This is a genomic window from Acidobacteriota bacterium (assembly GCA_003696075.1).
Taxonomy (GTDB): Bacteria; Acidobacteriota; Polarisedimenticolia; order J045; family J045; genus J045.
Map to the genome: position 1 here is coordinate 1 of RFHH01000047.1, position 20,831 is coordinate 20,831.

19 protein-coding genes and 1 tRNA gene are annotated in these 20,831 nt (G+C 71.4%); 13 read left to right on the forward strand and 7 right to left on the reverse strand.

From position 1 onward, the window contains the following. Positions 1 to 260: 260 nt before the first annotated feature. The 5 genes from D6718_02705 to folK form a co-directional block, all read right to left on the reverse strand. On the reverse strand, positions 261 to 644 hold the full coding sequence (locus D6718_02705) for an aspartate 1-decarboxylase (protein ID RMG47866.1): 384 nt from the start codon (positions 642 to 644) through the stop codon (positions 261 to 263). Further along, on the reverse strand, positions 641 to 1,519 hold the full coding sequence (locus D6718_02710; GenBank protein ID RMG47867.1) for a pantoate--beta-alanine ligase: 879 nt from the start codon (positions 1,517 to 1,519) through the stop codon (positions 641 to 643). Before D6718_02710 ends, D6718_02705 begins: the two co-directional genes overlap by 4 nt. A 12-nt stretch (positions 1,520 to 1,531) precedes the next feature. Next, positions 1,532 to 2,425: a 3-methyl-2-oxobutanoate hydroxymethyltransferase gene (gene panB, locus D6718_02715; GenBank protein ID RMG47868.1), complete on the reverse strand. Its 894-nt coding sequence runs from the start codon at positions 2,423 to 2,425 to the stop codon at positions 1,532 to 1,534. Positions 2,426 to 2,590: 165 nt separating this feature from the next. After that, complete coding sequence (locus D6718_02720) at positions 2,591 to 3,223, reverse strand: deoxynucleoside kinase (GenBank protein RMG47869.1); 633 nt, start codon at positions 3,221 to 3,223, stop codon at positions 2,591 to 2,593. Positions 3,224 to 3,237: 14 nt separating this feature from the next. After that, positions 3,238 to 3,777: a 2-amino-4-hydroxy-6-hydroxymethyldihydropteridine diphosphokinase gene (gene folK, locus D6718_02725; protein ID RMG47870.1), complete on the reverse strand. Its 540-nt coding sequence runs from the start codon at positions 3,775 to 3,777 to the stop codon at positions 3,238 to 3,240. A gap of 56 nt (positions 3,778 to 3,833) precedes the next feature. On the opposite strand from folK, the gene D6718_02730 reads away from it, so the two are divergent. The 5 genes from D6718_02730 (at position 3,834) to D6718_02750 (ending at position 10,496) form a co-directional block, all read left to right on the forward strand. Beyond that, positions 3,834 to 4,460: a hypothetical protein gene (locus tag D6718_02730; protein ID RMG47871.1), complete on the forward strand. Its 627-nt coding sequence runs from the start codon at positions 3,834 to 3,836 to the stop codon at positions 4,458 to 4,460. Next, entirely contained in the window at positions 4,411 to 5,844 is a 1,434-nt protein-coding gene (gene glmU, locus D6718_02735; GenBank protein RMG47872.1) for a bifunctional UDP-N-acetylglucosamine diphosphorylase/glucosamine-1-phosphate N-acetyltransferase GlmU, read from the forward strand. Before D6718_02730 ends, glmU begins: the two co-directional genes overlap by 50 nt. Positions 5,845 to 5,953: 109 nt before the next feature. Continuing rightward, complete coding sequence (gene glmS / locus D6718_02740; protein RMG47873.1) at positions 5,954 to 7,801, forward strand: glutamine--fructose-6-phosphate transaminase (isomerizing); 1,848 nt, start codon at positions 5,954 to 5,956, stop codon at positions 7,799 to 7,801. A 28-nt stretch (positions 7,802 to 7,829) separates the two neighbouring features. Next, entirely contained in the window at positions 7,830 to 8,234 is a 405-nt protein-coding gene (locus tag D6718_02745; protein RMG47874.1) for a hypothetical protein, read from the forward strand. A 45-nt stretch (positions 8,235 to 8,279) separates the two neighbouring features. Next, on the forward strand, positions 8,280 to 10,496 hold the full coding sequence (locus D6718_02750) for a hypothetical protein (GenBank protein ID RMG47875.1): 2,217 nt from the start codon (positions 8,280 to 8,282) through the stop codon (positions 10,494 to 10,496). A gap of 116 nt (positions 10,497 to 10,612) precedes the next feature. Here D6718_02750 and D6718_02755 read toward each other — a convergent pair whose 3' ends face one another. Both D6718_02755 and D6718_02760 read right to left on the reverse strand, forming a co-directional pair. Further along, the gene (locus D6718_02755) at positions 10,613 to 11,590 is read right to left on the reverse strand and encodes a sodium:calcium antiporter (protein RMG47876.1); all 978 of its coding nucleotides are present in this window, start codon (positions 11,588 to 11,590) and stop codon (positions 10,613 to 10,615) included. A 51-nt stretch (positions 11,591 to 11,641) separates the two neighbouring features. After that, complete coding sequence (locus tag D6718_02760; protein RMG47877.1) at positions 11,642 to 12,334, reverse strand: FKBP-type peptidyl-prolyl cis-trans isomerase; 693 nt, start codon at positions 12,332 to 12,334, stop codon at positions 11,642 to 11,644. Between the two features lie 151 nt (positions 12,335 to 12,485). Here D6718_02760 and D6718_02765 point away from each other — a divergent pair. From D6718_02765 to D6718_02800, 8 genes are all read left to right on the forward strand, one after another. Further along, a tRNA-Met gene (locus tag D6718_02765) sits at positions 12,486 to 12,560 on the forward strand. 37 nt (positions 12,561 to 12,597) lie between these two features. Further along, positions 12,598 to 13,626: a tRNA lysidine(34) synthetase TilS gene (gene tilS, locus D6718_02770; protein ID RMG47878.1), complete on the forward strand. Its 1,029-nt coding sequence runs from the start codon at positions 12,598 to 12,600 to the stop codon at positions 13,624 to 13,626. Beyond that, on the forward strand, positions 13,158 to 15,626 hold the full coding sequence (locus D6718_02775) for an ATP-dependent metallopeptidase FtsH/Yme1/Tma family protein (protein ID RMG47879.1): 2,469 nt from the start codon (positions 13,158 to 13,160) through the stop codon (positions 15,624 to 15,626). Before tilS ends, D6718_02775 begins: the two co-directional genes overlap by 469 nt. A gap of 17 nt (positions 15,627 to 15,643) precedes the next feature. Next, on the forward strand, positions 15,644 to 16,813 hold the full coding sequence (gene folP / locus D6718_02780; protein RMG47880.1) for a dihydropteroate synthase: 1,170 nt from the start codon (positions 15,644 to 15,646) through the stop codon (positions 16,811 to 16,813). Continuing rightward, the gene (locus D6718_02785) at positions 16,810 to 17,676 is read left to right on the forward strand and encodes a TIGR00159 family protein (protein ID RMG47881.1); all 867 of its coding nucleotides are present in this window, start codon (positions 16,810 to 16,812) and stop codon (positions 17,674 to 17,676) included. Before folP ends, D6718_02785 begins: the two co-directional genes overlap by 4 nt. A 4-nt stretch (positions 17,677 to 17,680) precedes the next feature. Beyond that, positions 17,681 to 18,622 (forward strand): hypothetical protein, encoded by a 942-nt coding sequence (locus tag D6718_02790; GenBank protein RMG47882.1) that lies wholly within the window; start codon positions 17,681 to 17,683, stop codon positions 18,620 to 18,622. Further along, on the forward strand, positions 18,367 to 20,013 hold the full coding sequence (gene glmM, locus D6718_02795; GenBank protein ID RMG47895.1) for a phosphoglucosamine mutase: 1,647 nt from the start codon (positions 18,367 to 18,369) through the stop codon (positions 20,011 to 20,013). Before D6718_02790 ends, glmM begins: the two co-directional genes overlap by 256 nt. 20 nt (positions 20,014 to 20,033) lie before the next feature. After that, the gene (locus D6718_02800; GenBank protein ID RMG47883.1) at positions 20,034 to 20,759 is read left to right on the forward strand and encodes a pyridoxine 5'-phosphate synthase; all 726 of its coding nucleotides are present in this window, start codon (positions 20,034 to 20,036) and stop codon (positions 20,757 to 20,759) included. Positions 20,760 to 20,831: the final 72 nt, after the last annotated feature.

Genomic DNA, 20,831 nt, shown 5'->3' on the forward strand with positions numbered 1-20,831 from the left:
GGGCCGATCGGCGCGCGCGTCCCGGCTGCGGGAGGTGGCATGGAACAGGCCGCACCTGCGCCCCGCCGGCGCGGCAGCGCACCATCGGGGAAGCACCTCGGGAGCGGCTCAAGGGAGCCGGCTTTCCGTCCGATACGACGAGCGCCGCCCCGCGGCGGCACAGACGGGCGGCGCGGCCGACAACCACGATCCCCCACCGCAGGACGTCCGCGCCGCGCGACACCCCCGGCCGACCGCCGGGGGTGTGCTTTTTGTGGGGCTCAGGCGCGCGCTCGGGCGCCCTCTTCCTCGAGAACCTCGAAGTCTCCGTTGTCCGCGCCGACCAGAACGACCCGCGGCCGGTGCCGTTCGATCTCCTCCGGCTCGAGGTCGGCGTAGGCGCAAATGATGACCCGGTCCCCCCGCCGGCACAGCCGGGCGGCCGCTCCGTTGACACAGCAATCGCCGGCGCCACGCGGTCCCTTGATCAGATAGGTCGCGAGCCGGGTGCCTCGGGTGACGTTGTACAGCTCGATCCTCTCGTAGGGGAGCAACCCGGCGGCCTCCATCAGCGCTTCGTCCAGCGTGAGGCTCCCCACGTAGTCCGGATTCGCCTCCGTGACCACGGCGCGGTGGATCTTCGCCCTCAGAAACGTCCGTCTCATCCGCCGTCCCTCGTACGCTCCTCCGACGCGGGCGGGCGCAGGATCGTGTTGTCGATCAGCCGGGCCTCTCCGACCCACGCGGCCAGCGCGAGCAGAGCCTCGCCCTCGATCCTTTCGAGCGGAGCGAGGTCCCGCGGGTCGACCACCGCTACGTAGTCGGGGCGCACCAGCGGGTTCGCGGCCAGCACCTCGCGGGCCGCGGCCTCGATTCTCTCCACCGACCGCTCCCCGGTGCTCACCAGCTCTTCCGCCCGCGCCAGCGCCGCGTACAACTGCCTGGCGGCGCGCCGTTCCTCCGGGTTGAGGTAGGCGTTGCGGGAGGACATCGCCAGGCCGTCGTCGTGGCGCACCGTCTCGGCGATCACCAGCTCCACGTCGACGTTCAAGTCCTCCACCATCCTCCGGATGATGATCGCCTGTTGGGCGTCCTTCTGGCCGAAGACGGCAATGTGCGGCTTCACGATGTTGAACAGCTTGAGAACCACGGTGCACACGCCGCGGAAATGTCCGGGCCGGGAGGCTCCCTCCAGAACGGCCGAAAGGCCCTCCACCTCGACGAAGGTCCGGTGGCCCGGTCGGTACATGTCCGCCGCCTCCGGAGCGAACAGGAAGTCCACCCCTTCCTGGATGCAGAGGTCGGCGTCCCGGGGAAGGTCGCGCGGGTACTTGTCGTAGTCCTCGGCGGGACCGAACTGCGTCGGGTTGACGAAAACGGAAACGACGACGACGTCGGCCAGCTCCCGCGCCTTGCGCACGAGCGAGAGGTGTCCCTCGTGCAGGGCGCCCATGGTCGGCACGAGGCCGATCTTCTTCCCCCGCCCGCGGGCTTCCCCCGCGATCTCCCGCATCATGTGCACGCGGCGGATCAGGTCCATGGCCGCTCCGATTCAGTCTCCCGCGCGCGCCAGACCCCGCCGCTCGAGCGCGCGCGCCACCTCGCGCGGCAGGCGATAGCTCTCCTCCCGCGCGGGAAACGAGCGGCCCCGGACGTCGTCCGCGAACCGCCGCACGGCCTCGACCGCCGCCCCGTGAAGGTCCGCGTACCGCCGGACGAACTTGGGGACCGGTCCGGGCGTCAGCCCGAGCAGATCGTGGATGACGAGGACCTGGCCGTCGCAGGCCGCGCCGGCGCCGATACCGATCGTGGGCACCGGCACCTCGGCGGTGATGAGGGCCGCCACGCGGGACGGTATCCCCTCCAGAACGATGCTGAACACCCCCTCGGCCGCCAGAGCGCGCGCGTCCGCCACGAGCGCGTCGATCTCCTCCACCGCGCGGCCCTGCACCCGGTAGCCGCCCATCGCATGGAGAGACTGCGGGGTCAGGCCGAGGTGCCCCATGACCGGAATCTCGGCGTCGAGCAAGGCGCGCACGACCGGCAGCCGCTTCCGCCCCCCTTCCAGCTTCACCGCTTCCGCCCCGGCGCGGATCAACCGCCCCGCGGCCAGCACCGCGTCGCGCGGTCCGGTGTGGTAGCTGAGGAACGGCATGTCGGCGACGACCAGGGCCCGGGGCCGCACCCGCGCCACGGCGGAGGTGTGGTGCGCCATCTCCTCGATTCCGACCCGCAGGGTGTCCTCGTGACCGAGGACGACCATCGCCAGGGAGTCGCCCACCAGGATCAGATCGGCGCCCGCCTCGTCGACGATGCGCGCGGTCGGGGCGTCGTAGGCGGTCAGCATCACCAGTGGATCCCCGCCCTTCCGGGCGCGGACCTCCGGGACGGTGACCTTGACAGGGGCAGCGGCACGCGGCGAAGCGCCGCGCCGGTTCTCGTTCATCGGTACCTCCACCTCCCCGCCGGCGAGCCTACGGTCGCGGGGTGGGGGTCGCTGGCTGGTCGACCGGGGCCCCGGCCGGCCCCCTCCGCGTCCCGGTCCTCGGGATCCGGGCGCCGGGGCCGGGCGGCCCCCCCGACGTTACCAGCGGAGGCGTGCCGGCACCAGTCACCCTCCGGGGCGGTAGTACTCCACCCCGCCGCGGTCCATCCTCTCGATCCGGCGCACCAGATCGTCGAGCTGGGTGGCGTCGTGAGCCGGGTCGAAGTCGTTGGTGTCCACGACGAGGAGCGGGGCCTCCTCGAATCGGAAGAAGAAGTGGTCGTAGGCCTTCACCACCTCCTCGAGGTAGGCCTCGGAGATCCGCCGCTCCACCTCCCGCCCGCGGCGCGCGATCCGTTCCGCGAGCACCGGCACCTTGGCCTGGAGGTAGACGACGAGGTCGGGCTTGGGCACGTCGGCCGCCAGCAGGTGGTAGAGCTTTTCGTACGTGGCCAGTTCCGTGTCGTCGAGGTTCAGGAAGGCGAAGATCCGATCCTTTTCGAACAAGTAGTCCGCGACCGTGGTCTGATGGAAGAGGTCGCGCTGGATCAGATCCAGTTGCCGCCGGTATCGGGTGACGAGGAACCAGATCTGCGCGGAGAAGGCTGCGCCGCGCCGGTCCCGGTAGAAGGCCTCGAGGAACGGGTTGTCGACCGGCTCCAGCTCCAGCCGGGCGTCCCACAGGGCCGCCAGCCGGCGCGCCAGCACCGTCTTGCCGACGCCGATCGGCCCCTCGATGGCGATGTACCGGGATCGCATGGCGGGACCGGATGCTACGGGCAGGGCCGCACCGGCGGCAAGCGGTCCCCGCGCCGGCAGCGCGCCAGCATCTCGGCCGGCGTCCGGCCCGCGGGCGGCACCGGGAGGTCGGGGAGGATCTCCGCCAGGGGAACCAGAACGAAGGCGCGCTCGGCCAGCCGCGGGTGCGGCACGGTCAGGCCCGGCTCGTCGATCTGCCGGTCCCCGTAGACGAGGAGATCGATGTCCAGCGTCCTGGGGCCCCAGCGGACCGTCCGGCGGCGGCCCGCCTCCTCCTCGATCCGGAGGCAGAGCTGGAGAAGCCGGCGCGGCGGGAGCGTTTCCGGCCCCAGGGGCGCCGCCAGCACCTGGTTCAGGTACGGGGGCTGACCCGGCGGCCCGCCCCACGGCGCCGTCTCGATCACCCGCGAGGCGAGGGTCCAGCGCCATCCCTCCTCGATCAGCCGCCGCCGGGCGAGGGCGAGGGCGGCCTGGCGGTCGCCGAGATTGGCGCCGAGACCGAGGACCACCCACCGGCCCTGCCGTTTGACACCCCCTGGGTGGCGACTTACCATCCGCGCCGCTCCCGCGCCGCCCCGCGTGCGGCGCCTCTCCGGTCGGAGATTGCCCGATGTCGGCTGCGAAGACCACCCGGCGGAAGAAGAAGGACCCCCACGCCGACGAGCGGCACGTCGCGGCGGAGCGGGATTACGCCGCGGCGATGAAGCTCTACGCCGGCGAGCAGAAGTGGGAGGCGGCGGCCTCCGCCTTCGAGAAGTTCATCGAGCGTTATCAGGGCCAGCCCGACGTCGCGGAGATCGTGGACCGGGCCCGCGTCCACCTCAAGGCCTGCCGCACGCGGCTCGCCCCGGCACCCCCGAGGCCGGAGAACGCGAGCGAGTGGCTGCACCAGGCGGTCTGCCTGACCAACCAGGGCCGTTTCGACGAGGCCCTCGCGGCGCTCGACGAAGCGGAGCGGGGCGGGGCCCCGATCGCCCGCGTGGCCTACGTCCGCGCGTCGGCGCTCGCGCTCGCCGGCCGGGCGGAGGAGGCGCTGGTCCATCTCGGACGGGCGATCGAGGCCGACCCCGACAACCGGGCCTACTGCCTGGGTGATCCGGATTTCGACTCGCTCCGCGAGATGCCCGGCTACGTCGCGCTGGTGGAACCGCCCTCGGAGGTCGCCTTCCCAAGGGAGGGTTCGAGCCATGCGCCGAACGCCGGACCGGAAAGCCTCGAAGAGCCTCCGGCGCTCTGAGCCGCCCCTGGCCGCGGTCATCCTCGCCGCCGGCGAGGGAACGCGGATGCGCTCGCGGCGAGCGAAGGTGCTGCACGAGGCGGCTGGCAGGCCTCTCGTGGAGCACGTCCTCCGCGCCGCCCGCGGCGCCGGGACCGATCCGGTGGTCGTCGTGGTGGGTGTCCAGGCCGACGAGGTCCGCGAGAAGCTCGGGCCGGGGCCCCGGTACGTCATCCAGACCGAGCGCCGCGGGACCGCCGACGCGGTCCGCCGGGCCGGCGCCGCCCTTCGGGGATTCGGCGGGGATGTGCTGATCCTCTGCGGGGACGTGCCGGCCCTCCCCGCTGCCGCCCTCCGCGGGCTCGTCCGCCGCCACCGGTCCCGGAAGGCGGCCCTGACGGTGCTGACCGCGGTGCTCGACGACCCCTCCGGGTACGGCAGGATTCTGCGGGGTCCCGACGGGGCGATCCGCGCGATCGTGGAGGAGCGGGACGCCGGCCCGGCGGAACGCGCCGTGTCCGAGATCAACACGGGGACTTACTGCGCCCGGTGGCCCGAACTCCGGCGCGTGCTGCGGCGGATCACTCCGGACAACGCCCAAGGGGAGTTCTATCTCACCGACGCGGTCCGGATCCTCATCGACGGCGGTGCCCGTGTGGAGGCGGTGGTCCACGAGCCGGCCCGGGAGGCGCTCGGTGTCAACAGCCGGGCCCACCTGGCGGAGGCCCACCGCATCCTCAACGAAAGGGTCCTCGCGCGGCTGATGCGGAACGGCGTCACGATCCTCGACCCGGCGACGACCTGGGTGCACGACACCGTGCGCGTCGGGCGGGACACCGTGATCCACCCGGGGGTCGCCCTGGAAGGCGCGACGCGGGTCGGTACGGACTGCGTGATCCGCAGCGGCTGCCGGCTCACGGACGTGGTGGTCGAAAGCGGCGTCGAACTTCTCGAGCACACGGTGGCCGCCGAGAGCCGGATCGGAGCCGGTAGCCGGGTGGGGCCGTTCGCCCACCTCCGGCCCGGAAGCGTGATCGGCCGGGGCTGCCGCGTCGGCAATTTCGTCGAGACGAAGAAGGCCTCCCTCGGCGACGGATCGAAGGCCTCCCACCTGAGCTATCTCGGCGACGCTCGCATCGGCAGGGAGGTCAACATCGGGGCCGGCACGATCACCTGCAACTACGACGGCGTGCGCAAGCACCGGACCGAACTGGCCGACCGCGTGTTCGTCGGCTCGGACACTCAGTTCGTCGCCCCGGTCAGGGTGGGCGAAGGGGCCTATGTCGCCGCCGGTTCCACCGTGACCGAGGATGTCCCGCCCCGAGCCCTCGCGATCGCCCGGTCCAGGCAGCGCAACATCCCCGGCTGGGTCGACCGCCGCCGGAACGAACCCGAAAAACGCTGAACCCCGGTGCCGGACCCAGCGGCCGCTCCGGCGTGCCGCGCGCCGCGGGTCGGGGGATATTCTGTGGGGAAAAGGCGGCCCGGGCGGGCGCGGCGCGGGAGGATCTGTCATGTGCGGCATCGTGGGCTACGTCGGCGGCCGGAACGCGACCGCGATCCTCGTCGAGGGGCTGAAACGGCTCGAGTACCGCGGCTACGACTCGGCCGGACTCGCGCTCCTGGTGGATGGCCGCTTCGAGCTCCGCCGGGCCGCGGGGAAACTACGCGACCTCGAGAAAGTGCTCGAAAGCGAGCCGGTGGCGAGCAGCCGCCAGGGAATCGGGCACACCCGCTGGGCCACACACGGACGGCCGACCGAAGAGAACGCGCACCCGCACCGCGACGCCGACGACCGCGTGGTCGTCGTGCACAACGGGATCATCGAGAACTACCTGGAACTCAAGGAGGAGTTGACCCGGGAAGGCGACACGTTCCGCTCGGAGACCGACAGCGAGGTGATCGCTCACCTGATCGCTCGCGAACTGCGCGCCGGGGAGGTCGGTCTGGAGGAAGCGGTCCGCCGGACCTGCAAGCGGCTGGCAGGAATCTACGCTTTCTGCGCCATGAGCCTCGAGGAACCGGGCCGGATCGTCGGTGCCCGCCTCGGCCCCCCGCTCGTCATCGGGCTGGGTGACGGCGAGAACTTCCTCGCTTCGGACGTGATGGCCCTTCTCGAGCACACCCGGGACGTCGTCTTCCTCAAGGACGGGGAGGTGGCCGCCATCACCCCGGAGGGAGCCACGGTGACCGGCGCCGACGGCGCCCCCAAGAAGCTCGAGGTCCAGCGCATCTCCTGGAGCCCGATCCTCGCCGAGAAAGGTGGGTACCGGCATTTCATGCTGAAGGAGATCCACGAGCAGCCCCACGCCATCCAGGAGACGCTCGCCGGGCGGATCTCGCTCGATCGAGGCGAGGTTTTCTTCTCCGAGGAGGAATTCCCGCTGGATGACAGCGACCTGCGGGAGATCGACCGCGTCTATCTCGTCGCCTGTGGAACCTCCTGGCACGCGGGGCTGGTGGGGAAGTTCCTCTTCGAGCGCCTCGCGCGGATTCCAACGGAAGTGGACTACGCCTCGGAGTTCCGCTACCGGGATCCGCTGGTCGACCGGCGAAGCCTGATGACGATCGTCACCCAATCGGGTGAGACGGCCGACACCCTCGCGGCCCTGCGCGAGGCGCGGGCGCGGGGAGCGAAGAGCGTCGCGGTGTGCAACGTCATGGGTTCCACCGCGACGAGGGAGGCGGACGGAACGGTCCTCACGCACTGCGGCCCCGAAATCGGCGTGGCGTCGACGAAGGCGTTCACCGCCCAGCTCGCGGCGCTCCATCTGATGGCGCTGCGCATCGGCGTGGCGAGGGGCACCCTCGGGCGCGAGGAGGTCCGGCGCCATCTGACCGAGCTGGCCCGGTTGCCAGCCCTGCTCGAGAAGGTCCTCGAGGACGAAGGTCCCGTTCAGGACCTGGCCAAGAAGTTCAAGGACGCGACCGACTTCCTCTACCTGGGCCGGGGGATCAACTACCCGATCGCGCTCGAGGGGGCACTGAAGCTGAAGGAGATCTCGTACATCCACGCCGAAGGCTATCCGGCCGGCGAAATGAAGCACGGACCGATCGCCCTGATCGACGAATCGCTGCCGGTCGTCGCCCTGGCGCCGCGGGACGACGTGTACGAGAAGATGCTCGGAAACATGGAGGAGGTGAAGGCGCGGGGCGGCGTCCTCATCGCCGTCACGACCGCCGGGAACGGCGAGCTGCGCGGAAAGGCGGACCACGTCATCGAGGTGCCCGAAGCGCCGCCCCTTCTCCTCCCCGCACTCCTCGTCGTCCCGCTCCAGCTCCTCGCCTATCACATCGCGCTGCTCCGCGGTTGCGACGTCGATCAGCCGCGCAATCTCGCCAAGAGCGTCACCGTCGAGTGAGGGGCGTCGCGACCGCGGGACCGTCACCGTGATCCGCCTTCCTCCGAGGCCGCCCCGCGATCTGAGCCGGGTGCAGCGGGCGTTCACCGCTCCGCTGGTGGCGGCGGGCGGGGTCTGCCTGGCGGCTCTCGCCTCCGGGCCGCGGTTCCTCGGCGGGGCCGGACCGGGCCGGATCGCCCTCCTCCTGGCCGCCGCCGCGGTCGTCTCCGCGGTGACGGGTGGAGCTCTTCTGCCGCGCCGCCCGCGCCCGCTGGCAGCAGTCGCGGTGGGCGCCGCCGCGGCGGCGGCCGCCGCCCTGCTGTACTGGCGGCTGGCCTCCCAGCGGCCCGATCTCTCCCCCGCTCCCCTTCTCGCCGCTCCGGTGCTCCTCGCCGCCTGCGCCGGCGCGGCCCTCGGCGGTGCGTCTCTCCGCGCCCTCCTTTCTCGCTCCTGAGCGGCGTGCGCCGGGTGTGGCAGAATCGCTTTTTTCGGAGGGACGATGCTCGACCCGGAACGCTACCTTTCGACCCTCAATCCCGCCCAGCGCGAAGCGGTGACCCATGGCGAGGGGCCGCTGCTGATCCTTGCGGGAGCCGGGTCGGGCAAGACGCGGGTCATCACCCACCGGATCGCGCACCTCATCGGATCGGTCGGCGTCGATCCCGCCGGGATCGTGGCCATGACCTTCACCAACAAGGCTGCCGGCGAGATGCGCACCCGCGTCGAGCGGTTGCTCGGTTACGAGATCGGGCACGCCTACGTGGGGACGTTCCACGCCTTCGGGCTCCGGCTGCTCCGCCGGCATGCGGCGGAAGCCGGCTACCCGCCGGGATTCCTGGTCTACGACAGCGCCGACCAGCGGGCGCTCGTCAGGCAGGCGCTGCGCGAGCTCGGCGCGGACGCCCACAGCCACCCCCCGAAGCGGCTTCTCGCGCTCATTTCCCGGTGGAAAACGGGGTTCGTCGATCCGGATGAAGCGGAGGCCTCCGCTCGGTTTCCCGACGAGCTGCTCGCCGCCCGGTGCTATCGCACTTACGAGGAACGCCTGCGCGCCGCCGGGGCGGTCGATTTCGACGATCTGCTCGTGCAGGTCATCCGCCTCTTCCGCCGCCGGCCGGAGATCGCCGCCCGCTACGCGCGCGACATCCGCTATCTCCTGGTGGACGAGTACCAGGACACGAACCGGCTGCAGTACGAGCTGATCCGGCTCCTGACCTCGCAGCACCGCAATCTCTGCTGCGTGGGAGACGAGGATCAGTCGATCTACGCCTTCCGCGGCGCGGACATTCGCAATATCCTCGACTTCCAGCGGGACTTTCCGGACGCGCGGATCATCAAGCTCGAGCAGAACTACCGCTCGACCCGATCCGTGCTGGCCGCCGCGTCAGCGGTGATCTCCTACAACCGCGAGCGCCACGGGAAGACGTTGTGGACCGAGAATCCCTCGGGTGAGCCGATCCGGCTCTACGTGGCGGCCGACGACCGGGAGGAGGCGGACATCGTCGTCTCGGAACTGCTGGAGCGGTCACGGACGGCCGGAATCCCGCTCGAGAGGATGGCGGTGCTCTACCGGACCAACGCCTGCTCGCGGGTGATCGAGGACCGCCTGTCGGCCCGCGGCGTGCCGTACAGGGTCGTGGGAAGCGTACGGTTCTACGAGCGGAAGGAGATCAAGGACCTGCTCTCCTGGCTCCGCCTCTTGGTCCAGCCCGATTCCGATCAAGACTTCCTCCGGGCGGTTGCGGCTCCTCCGCGGGGCGTCGGGGCCCGGACATTGGAAGAGCTGGCGGCACGCGCCGCGCAGGACGGTACCTCCCTGCACGCGGCGATGCGCGCCCTCCTTTCCCGCCCGGGGACCCTCCAGCGGCGTGCGGAGAGCGCGCTGCGGCGCTTCGCCGAGCTGCTGGACGGGCTGTCGGCGTTCGCCGCCGAGAACGGCGTCGCGGCCACCATCGCGCACGTCATCGATGCCGTCGGCTACCGCGAACATCTCGAGCAGGCGTACCGCGGGGAGCTTCTCGCGCGCCTGGAGAACGTCGAGGCCCTCGTCGCCGCCGCCCACGAACACGACGAGTCGGGCGCGGGAGGGCTCGCGGCGTTCTTGGACCGCGTGTCGCTGCGGTCGGACACCGACGACGTGCGTGGAGACCGGGGGCCGTCGCTGATGACGGTCCACTCGGCCAAGGGCCTCGAGTTCGACGGTGTGTTCGTCATCGGCCTGGTGGAGGAGCTCTTCCCGCACGTGCGCGCCGAGGAGCAGCGCGGGGGCATCGAGGAGGAGCGCCGCCTGATGTACGTCGCCATCACCCGGGCCCGCAGGTTCCTCGTTCTGACGACACCGCGCGCCCGCTTCGTCAGAGGGGCGCGAGTGCCTGCCTGCCGATCGCGGTTCCTCGACGAGATACCGTCCGAGCTGCTTGACGTCCGCTACGGTCCGGCCGGAGGCGGGGGCCGGCCGGTCCCGGCGCCTCCTCGCGAGCGTCCATCCCGGACGGCGGCCGCCGGCACGGCGCGGCGGGCCGGCGACCTCACCTACGAACCCGATCCGGCATCCGTGTCCTTCGTACCGGGAATGCGGGTGGTCCACCCGAGCTTCGGGCCCGGGACGGTGCTCCGCGCGAGCCGCAGCGGGGGCGGCCTCGTGCTGGAGATCCGCTTCGAGCACGCGGGAAGGCGCCGGATCCTGGCGAACCGGACGACCCTGGCTCCGGCCTGACGCGACAGGGCGGGACCGACGCGGTAAGATCGGCAGCAAGCGGGGAGCCTCTCTCCCCCCGGGCGCTCCCCGCGGGGCGGTCCCTCGGCGGACCGCCCTTTTTCGTTGCTTCCCCGTTACCCGAGCGCCCGCCAGCCGATGTAGGCCAGATAGATCGCCAGGAGGAGCGCCCCTTCGGCTCGGACGATGCGCCGCTTGTCGCTGGCGGCGATCGGGAACAGGAGGAGAGAGAGCAGCGAGACGGCGGCGAGATCGCCGCGGCCGCCCGCCGGTACGGGGACCGGCCGGATCAGCGCGGAGACGGCCAGGACACACAGCAGATTGAAGATGTTCGATCCGACGACGTTGCCGATGGCGATGTCGGGCTGATCGCGCCAGACGGCCACGAGCGACGTCGCCAGCTCCGGCAGGCTCGTGCCCACGGCGATCAGCGTCAGGCCGATGATCGTCTCCGGCACCCCCGCCGCGCGGGCGAGGCCCACGGCGCCGACGACGGCGAGCCGCCCTCCGGCACCCAACGCCGCCACCCCCGCCAGCGAGAGCAGGATGTCACGGGCGGGTCCGCGGCCGGCCCGCGGCGGAAGGGCCCCGTTCATCTCGCGGAGCAACCGCTCCTCCGCGCGGCTCCGCATCAGGTCGACCGCGTTGTAATACAGGAAGACCGCCAGAAGCAGGAGCAAGACCAGCCCATCCCCGCGGTGATAGACGTCGGCGGGCGCCCCCCAAAGCCGATCGATCCCGAGCGCCACGGTCACCCCCGTGGCGAGCAGCATCATCGGAATCTCCCGCCGCACCGCCCCGGCGTCGACGCGGATCGGGCGGACGAGCGCCGAAAGGCCGAGGATCAGGCCGATGTTGGCCATGTTCGAGCCGGTGATGTTCCCGAAGGAGACCCCGCCGCGACCCATCCAGGCGGCGATGACGTTCACCGCCAGTTCGGGCGTGCTGGTCCCGAAGGCGACCAGGGTCAGACCGATGATCAGCCGGGGAACCCCGACGGCGGTGGCGAGCGAAGAGGCGCCGCGCACCAGCATTTCGCCGCCGCCGACGAGCAGCGCGAGGCCGAGGACGAGCAGGAGGAAGTCGAGCACCATCCCGCAGCGGGCTTGGCGGCCGCCGGGGCGGTTGCCCCGGCGGCCGTCCGGTCACGGCTTCGGCTGCGACGGTTGAACGACGTCGAGCAGCTCGACGTCGAACACGAGGGTGGCCCCGGGAGGAATCGCCGGCGGCCGCCCGGTGTCCCCGTAGGCGATGTCGGACGGGCAGTACAGGCGCGCCTTCCCGCCGACCTTCATCTTCTGGAGGGCCTCGGTCCAACAGGGGATCACCTGAGAGAGGTTGAACTCGGCCGGCGTGCCGCGCTGGCGAGAGCTGTCGAAAACCGTGCCGTCGACGAGCCGGCCGGTGTAGTGGACTCTCACCTTGTCGGTCGCCTTCGGTGACGGGCCGCTCCCCGGCTCGAGCTCGAGGTAGGCGAGGCCGGACTCGCTCCGCACGGCGCCCGACTCCTGGCAGGCTTTGTCGACGAAGGCCTTGCCCTCGGACTTGTTCCGCGCCGCCACCATCTGCATCCGCTGGGTCCGCAGCTCCCTGAGCTTCGGCAGGTACTCCTCGAAGGAGACCTTCGGCTCCTTGCCCAGGATCCCGTCGCCCAGGCCGGCGTACAGCGCGTCGAGCTCGTCGGCCTGGAGCCCGAACTCGGTGAGCTGCTTCGAGAGGGCGAGCCCGAGCGCGTAGATCGTCTTCTGGTCTTCGCTCTCGAGCGCCGGCTTCTCGGCCAGGGCCGGCAGCCCCAGCAGGGCTCCCAACGCCGCGATCGCGATCATCCGTGACTTCATGGGCCGTTTCTCCTCATGCCGGCGGCGCGCGGGCTGTGCGGCTGCCGGGTCGGCGCGCAGCATACCAGCCGGCCGGCGGCGGCGCCCGGAGCCGGCTTGACGGCCCCCCGGCCCGCTCTTACGATCCGTCGCGTCCGAAGCGTTCACGTGGGGCGGTGTAGCTCAGTGGTAGAGCGCGCGGCTCATAACCGCGTTGTCCCCGGTTCAAGTCCGGGCACCGCTACCACCCCGTTCCCGCGCGCCGCGCCGGGCGCCGGAGTCCGATGGTCCATCCCGTCGCGTCGCTGAGAGCCGCGCCCCGGTTCCTCCTGCAGGAGATGACCCGCCCCTGGGCCCCCCCCGCGGGATCGCGGATCGTCGCCGCGGTCTCCGGCGGATGCGACTCCGTCGCGATGCTGCACCTGCTCGCCGGCCTGGCGCCGGGCCGGGGCTGGGACCTCGTGGTGGCGACGCTGGACCACGGCCTGCGAGGGGAGGAAGGGGCGGAAGACGCGCGATTCGTCGCCCGCGAGGCGCGGCGCCTGGGATTGCCCTGCGTCGCGGGCGCAGCGCGGACCCCCGCCGGCTCCGGATCGCTCGAGGAGGCCGCGCGGCGGGTGCGCCTGGCCTTCCTCCGCAGCGTCGCGCAGCGCGAGCGGGCGGCGGCGGTCGCCCTGGCGCACACCCTCGACGATCAGGCGGAGACGGTCCTGATGCGCCTGACGCGGGGCTGCGGCGCGCGCGGCGCCGCAGCGATGGCGCGCCGCCGGGGCGACCTCTGGCGCCCCCTCCTCGGAGTCCGCCGCGAGGCGCTTCGCGAGTTCGCGCGCCGGGCGGGACTGGAATGGCGCGAGGATCCGACCAACCGGGATCCGGCTGCGACGCGCAACCGCGTGCGGATGGAGGTGCTCCCCGCGATCGAGCGCGCGCTCGGGCCCGGGGCGATTCGGGCGCTGGCCCGCAGCGCCGAGCTGGCGCGCGAGGAAGAGGAGGCGCTGGACCGCTGGGCACGCGACTGCCTGCAGGAGGTCGTGCTGGAGCGGGGACCGGGAGCGATCGTCCTCGACCGGCGGCGGCTCGGGTCCCTCCCGGAAGCGGTCGCCCGCCGAGTTCTGCTCGAAGCGGCGGCTTCCGTCGGCGGGGCGCGGGCACGGCTCACGGCCGCCCACGCGCGGGCGCTTCTCGCCCTGGCGCGGGCCGAGTCCTCCGGTTCTCGGGCCGATCTCCCCAACGGCCTTCGTGCGCGGCGGACGGGCGCAGGCCTGAGGATCGAAGCGTCCGCGGGCCCCGCAGCCGCGGCCGGCCCCGGCTGACGCGATGGCGGGCCCTTCGGGACCGCCATAGAATTGATGGCGGGCGACCCGGTCGCCGGAGGTCCCGCGTGAACCAGCACCTCAAGACGATCCTGGTGTGGGTGTTCATCCTGGTCGCCCTGATCGTCGTCATCCGCTTCTTCCAGGACACCGGCGAGCCGGCCCAGCAGCTGACCCAGTCGGAGGTCTACAACCTCGTCGAGCAGGGGCGGATCGCCGAGGTCACGGTCACGGGGGATTCCTTCGGTTTCGAGCTCGACGGGAAGCTCGACGACGGGACGCCGTTCTCCGCCTACGTGGTCAAGGACGATCAGCTCGTCCGCACGCTCCGCGACAAGGGTGCGGTCGTGCAGGCGAAGAAGCCGAGCGACGGCACGCTCTGGCTCAGCATCATCAGCTGGGCGCCGATCCTCCTGTTCATCGGCGTTTGGATCTTCTTCATGCGCCAGATGCAGAGCGGGGGGAACCGGGCCCTGTCGTTCGGAAAGTCGCGGGCCAAGCTCCTCACCTCGCAGGGTAAGAAGGTCACCTTCAAGGACGTGGCCGGATGCGAGGAGGCGAAGCAGGAACTGCAGGAGATCATCGAGTTTCTCAAGGACCCGCAGCGGTTCCAGCGGCTCGGAGGGAAGATCCCGAAGGGCGTCCTGCTGATGGGGCCGCCGGGCACCGGGAAGACGCTCCTCGCCCGGGCGATCGCCGGCGAGGCGAACGTTCCCTTCTTCTCCATCTCCGGTTCCGACTTCGTGGAGATGTTCGTGGGAGTGGGGGCGTCGAGGGTGCGCGATCTGTTCGAGCAGGGGAAGAAGAACGCCCCCTGCATCATCTTCATCGACGAGATCGACGCCGTCGGCCGGCACCGCGGCGCCGGCCTCGGAGGCGGCCACGACGAGCGCGAGCAGACGCTGAACCAGCTTCTGGTGGAGATGGACGGGTTCGAGTCGAACGACGGCGTGATCCTGATCGCCGCCACGAACCGACCCGACGTGCTCGACCCGGCGCTCCTGCGCCCCGGCCGGTTCGACCGCCGGGTGGTCGTCGACCGGCCCGACGTCCGCGGCCGGGAGGAAATCCTGCGCGTGCACACCCGGCGGATCCCCCTCGGTGACGTGGACCTGTCGGTCATCGCCCGCGGGACGCCGGGGTTCTCGGGCGCCGACCTGGCGAACCTCGTCAACGAGGCGGCGCTGTACGCGGCGCGCCAGGGCAAGAAGAAGGTCACCGCCGAAGATTTCGAAATCGCCAAGGACAAGGTGATGATGGGCGTCGAGCGGCGCAGCCTCATCATCTCCGAGGAAGAGAAGCGAAACACCGCCTTCCACGAGGCGGGGCACGCGCTGGTGGCCTACCTCGAACCGGACGCCGATCCCCTCCACAAGGTCACCATCATCCCCCGCGGGATGGCGCTCGGCGTGACCCAGCAGCTCCCGGAGGACGACAAGCACACCTATACGCGCGAGTACCTCCTGGCGACGCTGGCGGTGATGATGGGCGGCCGGGCTGCGGAAGAGCTGTTCATGAACCACATCACCACCGGCGCCGGGAACGACATCGAGCGCGCCACCGAGCTGGCCCGCCGGATGGTGTGCGAATGGGGAATGAGCGAGCGTCTCGGGCCGCTGACGTTCGGCAAGCGGGAGGAGCAGATCTTCCTCGGTCGCGAGATCGCCAAGCACCGCGACTACTCCGAGAAGACCGCGATCCAGATCGACGACGAGGTCCGCTCGATCGTCAGCCGCGCCTACGAGAGGGCTCGCACGCTGCTCGAGGAGCACCGGGACGCGCTGATCCGTCTGGCGGAGAACCTGCTGGAACGCGAGGTGCTCGACTCGGAGGAGATCAAAGTGATCGTCGAGGGGGGCGAACTGCCGCCGCTGCCCCCGCTCCCGTCGCCCGACGGTTCCCCGCCCGACGCCGAGGCGGACAAACGACCGGCCCGGCCGCCCCGTGACGAAACGGGCGGCGAGCCGGTCCTCGGCGACCCGCTGGGCCAGCCCAGCTGACCGGGCGGTCCACGTCGATGGCGCTCGGCATCCGGATCTGGACACTGTCCCATGCCGGCGACGCGGCGGCGCTGCTCGAGGTCGAGCGGCCGCCCTCCGCGCGGTGGCGCCTGCCTTGGCCGTGCCTCGCCGCCCAGATCCCGGCCGGCCCCGACGCGATCCCGCTCCCCGAGCCGCCGGCGCGCGGCGGTGCCGCCCTGTTCGAGGGCCGCCGGTCCTGGGTCGCCTGCGGCGACGCTCAGGCGCTCGCCCGCCTCGCCGAGAGCTGGGCCGATGTCGGCGAGCGGCTGGCGAAGGCGCTGGAGCGCTTCAGCCGGCGGCCGGACCGGCTCCGTTTCGCCACCGGGCCCGATCTCGAGCTCGGAAGCCGGACGGCGGTGATGGGAATCCTCAACGTCACTCCCGACTCGTTCTCGGACGGGGGGCTGTACGCGGAGCCGGACGCGGCCCTGCGGCGCGTGGAAGCGATGCTGGAGGAAGGCGCCGACATCGTCGATGTCGGTGGAGAGTCGACCCGGCCGGGTGCGGCGGAGATCGATGCCGAAGAGGAAGCGCGCCGCGTGCTTCCCGTGATCGAGGCGATCCGCCGGCGCTTCCCCGAGGCCCGCGTGTCGATCGACACGCGCCGCTCCATCACCGCTCGGCTGGCACTCGACGCAGGCGCGGACATGATCAACGACGTCTCGGGGCTGGCGGATCCCGCCATGGCGGCGCTCGCCGCCGAGCGCCGCTGTCCCGTCGTCGTGATGCACATGCGGGGCACCCCGCAGACGATGCAGCGCGACACCCGGTACGAGGATCTCATCGGAGAGGTCTACGCCGGCCTCGAACGGAGCGTCGACCGCGCGCTCGCAGCTGGGCTCTCCGATGATAGAATCGTCATCGACCCGGGAATCGGCTTCGGCAAGTCGGCCGAGGGCAACGAGACGCTCCTGCGCCATCTTTCGGTGCTGCGAGGTCTCGGGCGGCCGATCCTCGTCGGCGCCTCGCGCAAGTCCTTCATCGGCCGGCGCACCGGCGAGCCGGAACCGGCGCGCCGCCTGCCGGGCAGCATCGCCGCGGCTGTGGCCGCCGTTCTGGGCGGGGCGTCGATCGTGCGCGTTCACGACGTCGCGCCGACCCGCCGGGCTCTGGCGGTCGCCGATCCCTTGCGGCCCTGGGCGGTGGGCGGGACGGGGGAGCGATGAGCCACCTGGTCAGCGCGCTGAACCTCGATCAGCTGCGGGATCCGATGCAGATCCTGCAGATCGCGCTGCTCTGGTTCGGCATCTACCAGCTCCTCCTTCTTCTCCGGAGGACGCGCGCCCTCGAGATGGTCTACGGGGTGATGGCCGTGGTGCTGCTCTGGTGGGTCACCCGGCAGCGCTGGCTGAACCTCCCCGTGGTGAACTGGGTGCTCTCCCAGTTCCTCTTCTACCTGCCGTTCGCCCTGATCGTCATTTTCCAGAACCAGATCCGCCAGGCACTCGCCACGTTCGGACGGTATCCGCTGCGGCGGTTCCGGCAACAGGAGTCGTCGCTGCGAATGATCGAAGAGGTGGCCCTGGCCTGCTCCTCGATGGCCTCGCGGAAGATCGGGGCGCTGATCGTGTTCCAGCGCTCCGTCGGGCTGGGCAACTTCATCGACACCGGCATCAGGCTGGACGCCCGGGTCAGCTACGACATCCTGATCAACATCTTCACACCGATGACGCCTCTGCACGACGGCGCGGTGATCATCGCCGGGGACCGGATCCGCGCGGCCAGTTGTTTCCTCCCCCTGACCGCCGACCCGTACGTGTCCCGCCGCTACGGGACCCGTCACCGCGCCGCCATCGGCATCTCCGAGGAGAGCGACGCAGTCGCTGTCGTGGTCAGCGAGGAGCGCGGAGTGATCTCGGTGGCCGTGAACGGAAAGATGGAGGAGGACTTGGACACCCGGCGGCTGCGCGATCGGTTGGAGCAGATGCTCGGCGGCGAGCAGCAGGTCGCCGCAGGTCCGCGCACGTGGTTCACCCGGCGCCAGCCCGAAGGGACCGGGGCGGAAGCTGCTGTCGAGACGGCGCGGTGAGACGATGAAGTCGTTCCTTCACCGGAACATCGGCCTCAAGATCTTCTCGCTCTTCCTCGCCTACGTCACGTGGGCGATGCTCGCGCAGCTTCCCAAGGTCCCGATGAGGGTGAAGGTCCCCGTGGTGCCCCTCGTCGACGACGGCGCCGTGGCGGTTTCGATCGAGCCGCGCGACGTCGAGATCGAGGTGCGCGCGGACGACATCATCATCCGGCGGCTTTCGACGGAAGGCCTGTACGTGGAGCCGGATCTGCGGGCCATGCGCGAGGGCGAGTTCACCGTGCAGGTCCAGCCGTCCGACGTCCGCAATCTGCCGTCCGGAAACGTGGAAGTGCAAGTGCTCGACAGCACGATCACGGTGAAGATCGAGCGGCTGAAGAAGGTGCGGAAACCTGTGGAGGTGCAGCGTGCGGGCGAACCGGCGGAAGGCTTCGCGGTGGGCCGAGTGGCCGTCGAGCCGGCCGAAGTCGACGTCATCGGGCCTCGCAGCGCGGTGACCGCACTGAGCTCCGTCCGAACGGCCTACGTGGACCTCACCGGCCGCCGGGCGAGCTTCGAGACGACGGTCGAGCTGCTCTCGCCCGGACCGAAGATGGAGACGCAACCGGACAAGGTCCGCGTCGCCGTCGAGATCCTCGAGCAGGCGGCCGAACACGCGATCACGCTCCCCGTTCAGGCCAGCTCCCCGCTCTGGCGGTGCGACCCGCCGGAAGTGGAAGTGGTGCTCAAGGCGCCGCCCTCTCGTGTCGGCGAAATCCGCTCCGCGCTGACCCCGGTGGTCGTTCCCGTCGCCGCCGACGGCGCGGCGGCACGCCGGGGACGGGTGCAGGTGCAGATCGATCTCGGCCGCCTGGCGGGGGACCTGCAGGGGAAGGTCGAGATCGTGGAGATTCGCCCGCCCTCGGTGACGATCGCGCCCGCGCGGGCGCCGGCCGGGAGGAAGTGACTGCCCAGGGCCCGACGGGCCGGAACGGCGAACGGGAGGCAGGTTTGAGGAAGCTCTTCGGCACCGACGGCATCCGGGGAACCGCCGGCTCGCCTCCGCTCGACCGCAGCACGATCTATCGCCTCGGGCGCGCACTGGCCGCTTCCCTGCGGGAGGAGGGGCGGCCGGCCCGCGTCTGCCTCGGTCAGGACACCCGGGAATCGAGTGACTGGATCGCCGCCGAGCTGGCCAGGGGCGTCCGCGACGGCGGTGGCGAGGCGGTCTCCGCGGGCGTTCTTCCGACACCCGGGCTGGCCCTGGTGACCCGGAGCTGCGGCTTCGACGCCGGGTTGATGATCTCGGCCTCCCACAACCCCTACCGGGACAACGGGGTCAAGGTGTTCGACGCCGCCGGCAGCAAGCTGCCGGACGAGAAGGAGGCGTGGCTCGAGAAGCTGATGGAAGGCATGCCGGAGCCGCCGAGCGCGGCGGCGGAGGATGTCCCGGTCGAACCCGGCCTCCGGGAGCGCTACCTCCGGCACCTCGACGCCTGCCGCGGAAGCGTCTCGTTCGAAGGTCTCACGGTCGTGCTCGACACAGCGAACGGCGCCGCGACGGCGGTCGCGCCGGAGGCCTTCCGGCGGGCAGGCGCCGAAGTGGTGACCCTGGCCGACGCTCCCGACGGGCGCAACATCAACGCGGGCTGCGGCTCCCTCCATCCGGAAGCGATGGCGCAGGCGGTGACCTCGAACTCCGCCGCCATCGGCTTCGCCTTCGACGGCGATGCCGATCGATGCATCGCCGCGTCCGCATCCGGCGCGGTGCTCGACGGGGACTTCACGCTCTTCTACGCCGGCTGCGCCCTGCGGGAGCGCGGTGCCCTCCCGCACGACACGGTGGTCGCCACGGTGATGAGCAACCTCGGACTCGAATTGGCGCTGCAGCAGGAGGGCATTTCCCTCCGACGAACCGCGGTCGGAGACCGCTACGTGCTCGAGGAGATGCGGCGCGGCGGTTACGCCCTCGGCGGCGAGCAGTCGGGCCACGTCATCTTCATGGAGCACGCCCCGACGGGGGACGGCATCCAGACGGCGATCCTCCTTTGCCGCCTGTGGCTCAGCGGGGCCGAGGATCCCGAGATCGCCCGGTCACGGCTGCCGCGCTTCCCCCAGGTTCTTCGCAGCGTTCCCGTCGCCGAGAAGCCGGAGATCGAGGGACACCCGGTGATCGGACCGGCCGTGGCGGCCGCCGAGCGGGAACTCGGCCGGGAAGGCCGGGTTCTGGTGCGCTACTCCGGCACCGAGCCGAAAGCCCGGGTGATGGTGGAAGGAAAGGACCAGCGCCAGGTCACGAGGATCGCGGACGACCTGGCCGAGCTGTTCCGGACCACGCTGGGTTCGGGCGGCGGTTGACCGGCGGGGTGGAGGTCGTCATGACGAGGCTCTCGGTGAACATCGATCACGTCGCCACGGTGCGGCAGGCACGCCGCGCCACCGAACCGGACCCGGTCGCTGCGGCGGTGCTGGTGGAGCTGGCGGGCGCGGGCGGGATCACCTGCCACATCCGAGGCGACCGCCGTCACATCTCCGACCGCGACCTGGAGCGCCTGCGGGAGATCGTCACCACGCCGCTGAACGTCGAGATGGCAGCGACGCCCGAGATGCTGCGCATCGCCCGCCGCGTCCGGCCCGATCTGGTCACGCTGGTCCCCGAACGCCCGGGTGAGGTGACCACCGAGGGGGGCATCGACGCGGCCGGCCGGTTCCGCTCGCTCCAGGCCCACGTGCGGGCGCTCAGGCGCTCGCGAATCCGCGTCAGCCTGTTCATCGATCCCGACGCGCGCCAGGTCGACGCCGCCGCCCGCCTCGGAGCGGAAACGGTGGAACTGAACACGAGCGCCTACAGCGCGGCCCGCTCGCCCTCCGAACAGGCGCGGGCCTTCGACACCCTCGTCGCCGCCGCGCGGGAGGCGGCCACCCTCGGCCTCCGCGTCGCCGCCGGGCACGGCCTCACGCTGCGCAATGTGCGGCCGGTCGCCGACATCCCCGAGATCGTCGAGCTCAACATCGGGCACTCGATCGTGGCGCGCGCCGTTCTCGTCGGTCTCGAGCGGGCGGTGCGCGAGATGCTCGCCGCGATCGGCGCCCCGACCGGTTGACGCCGCTGCGGCTCACTCCCTAGCCTGGGGCGCGCGCGACGCGCCGCGGCGCGAGGCCACCGGGCAAGCCGC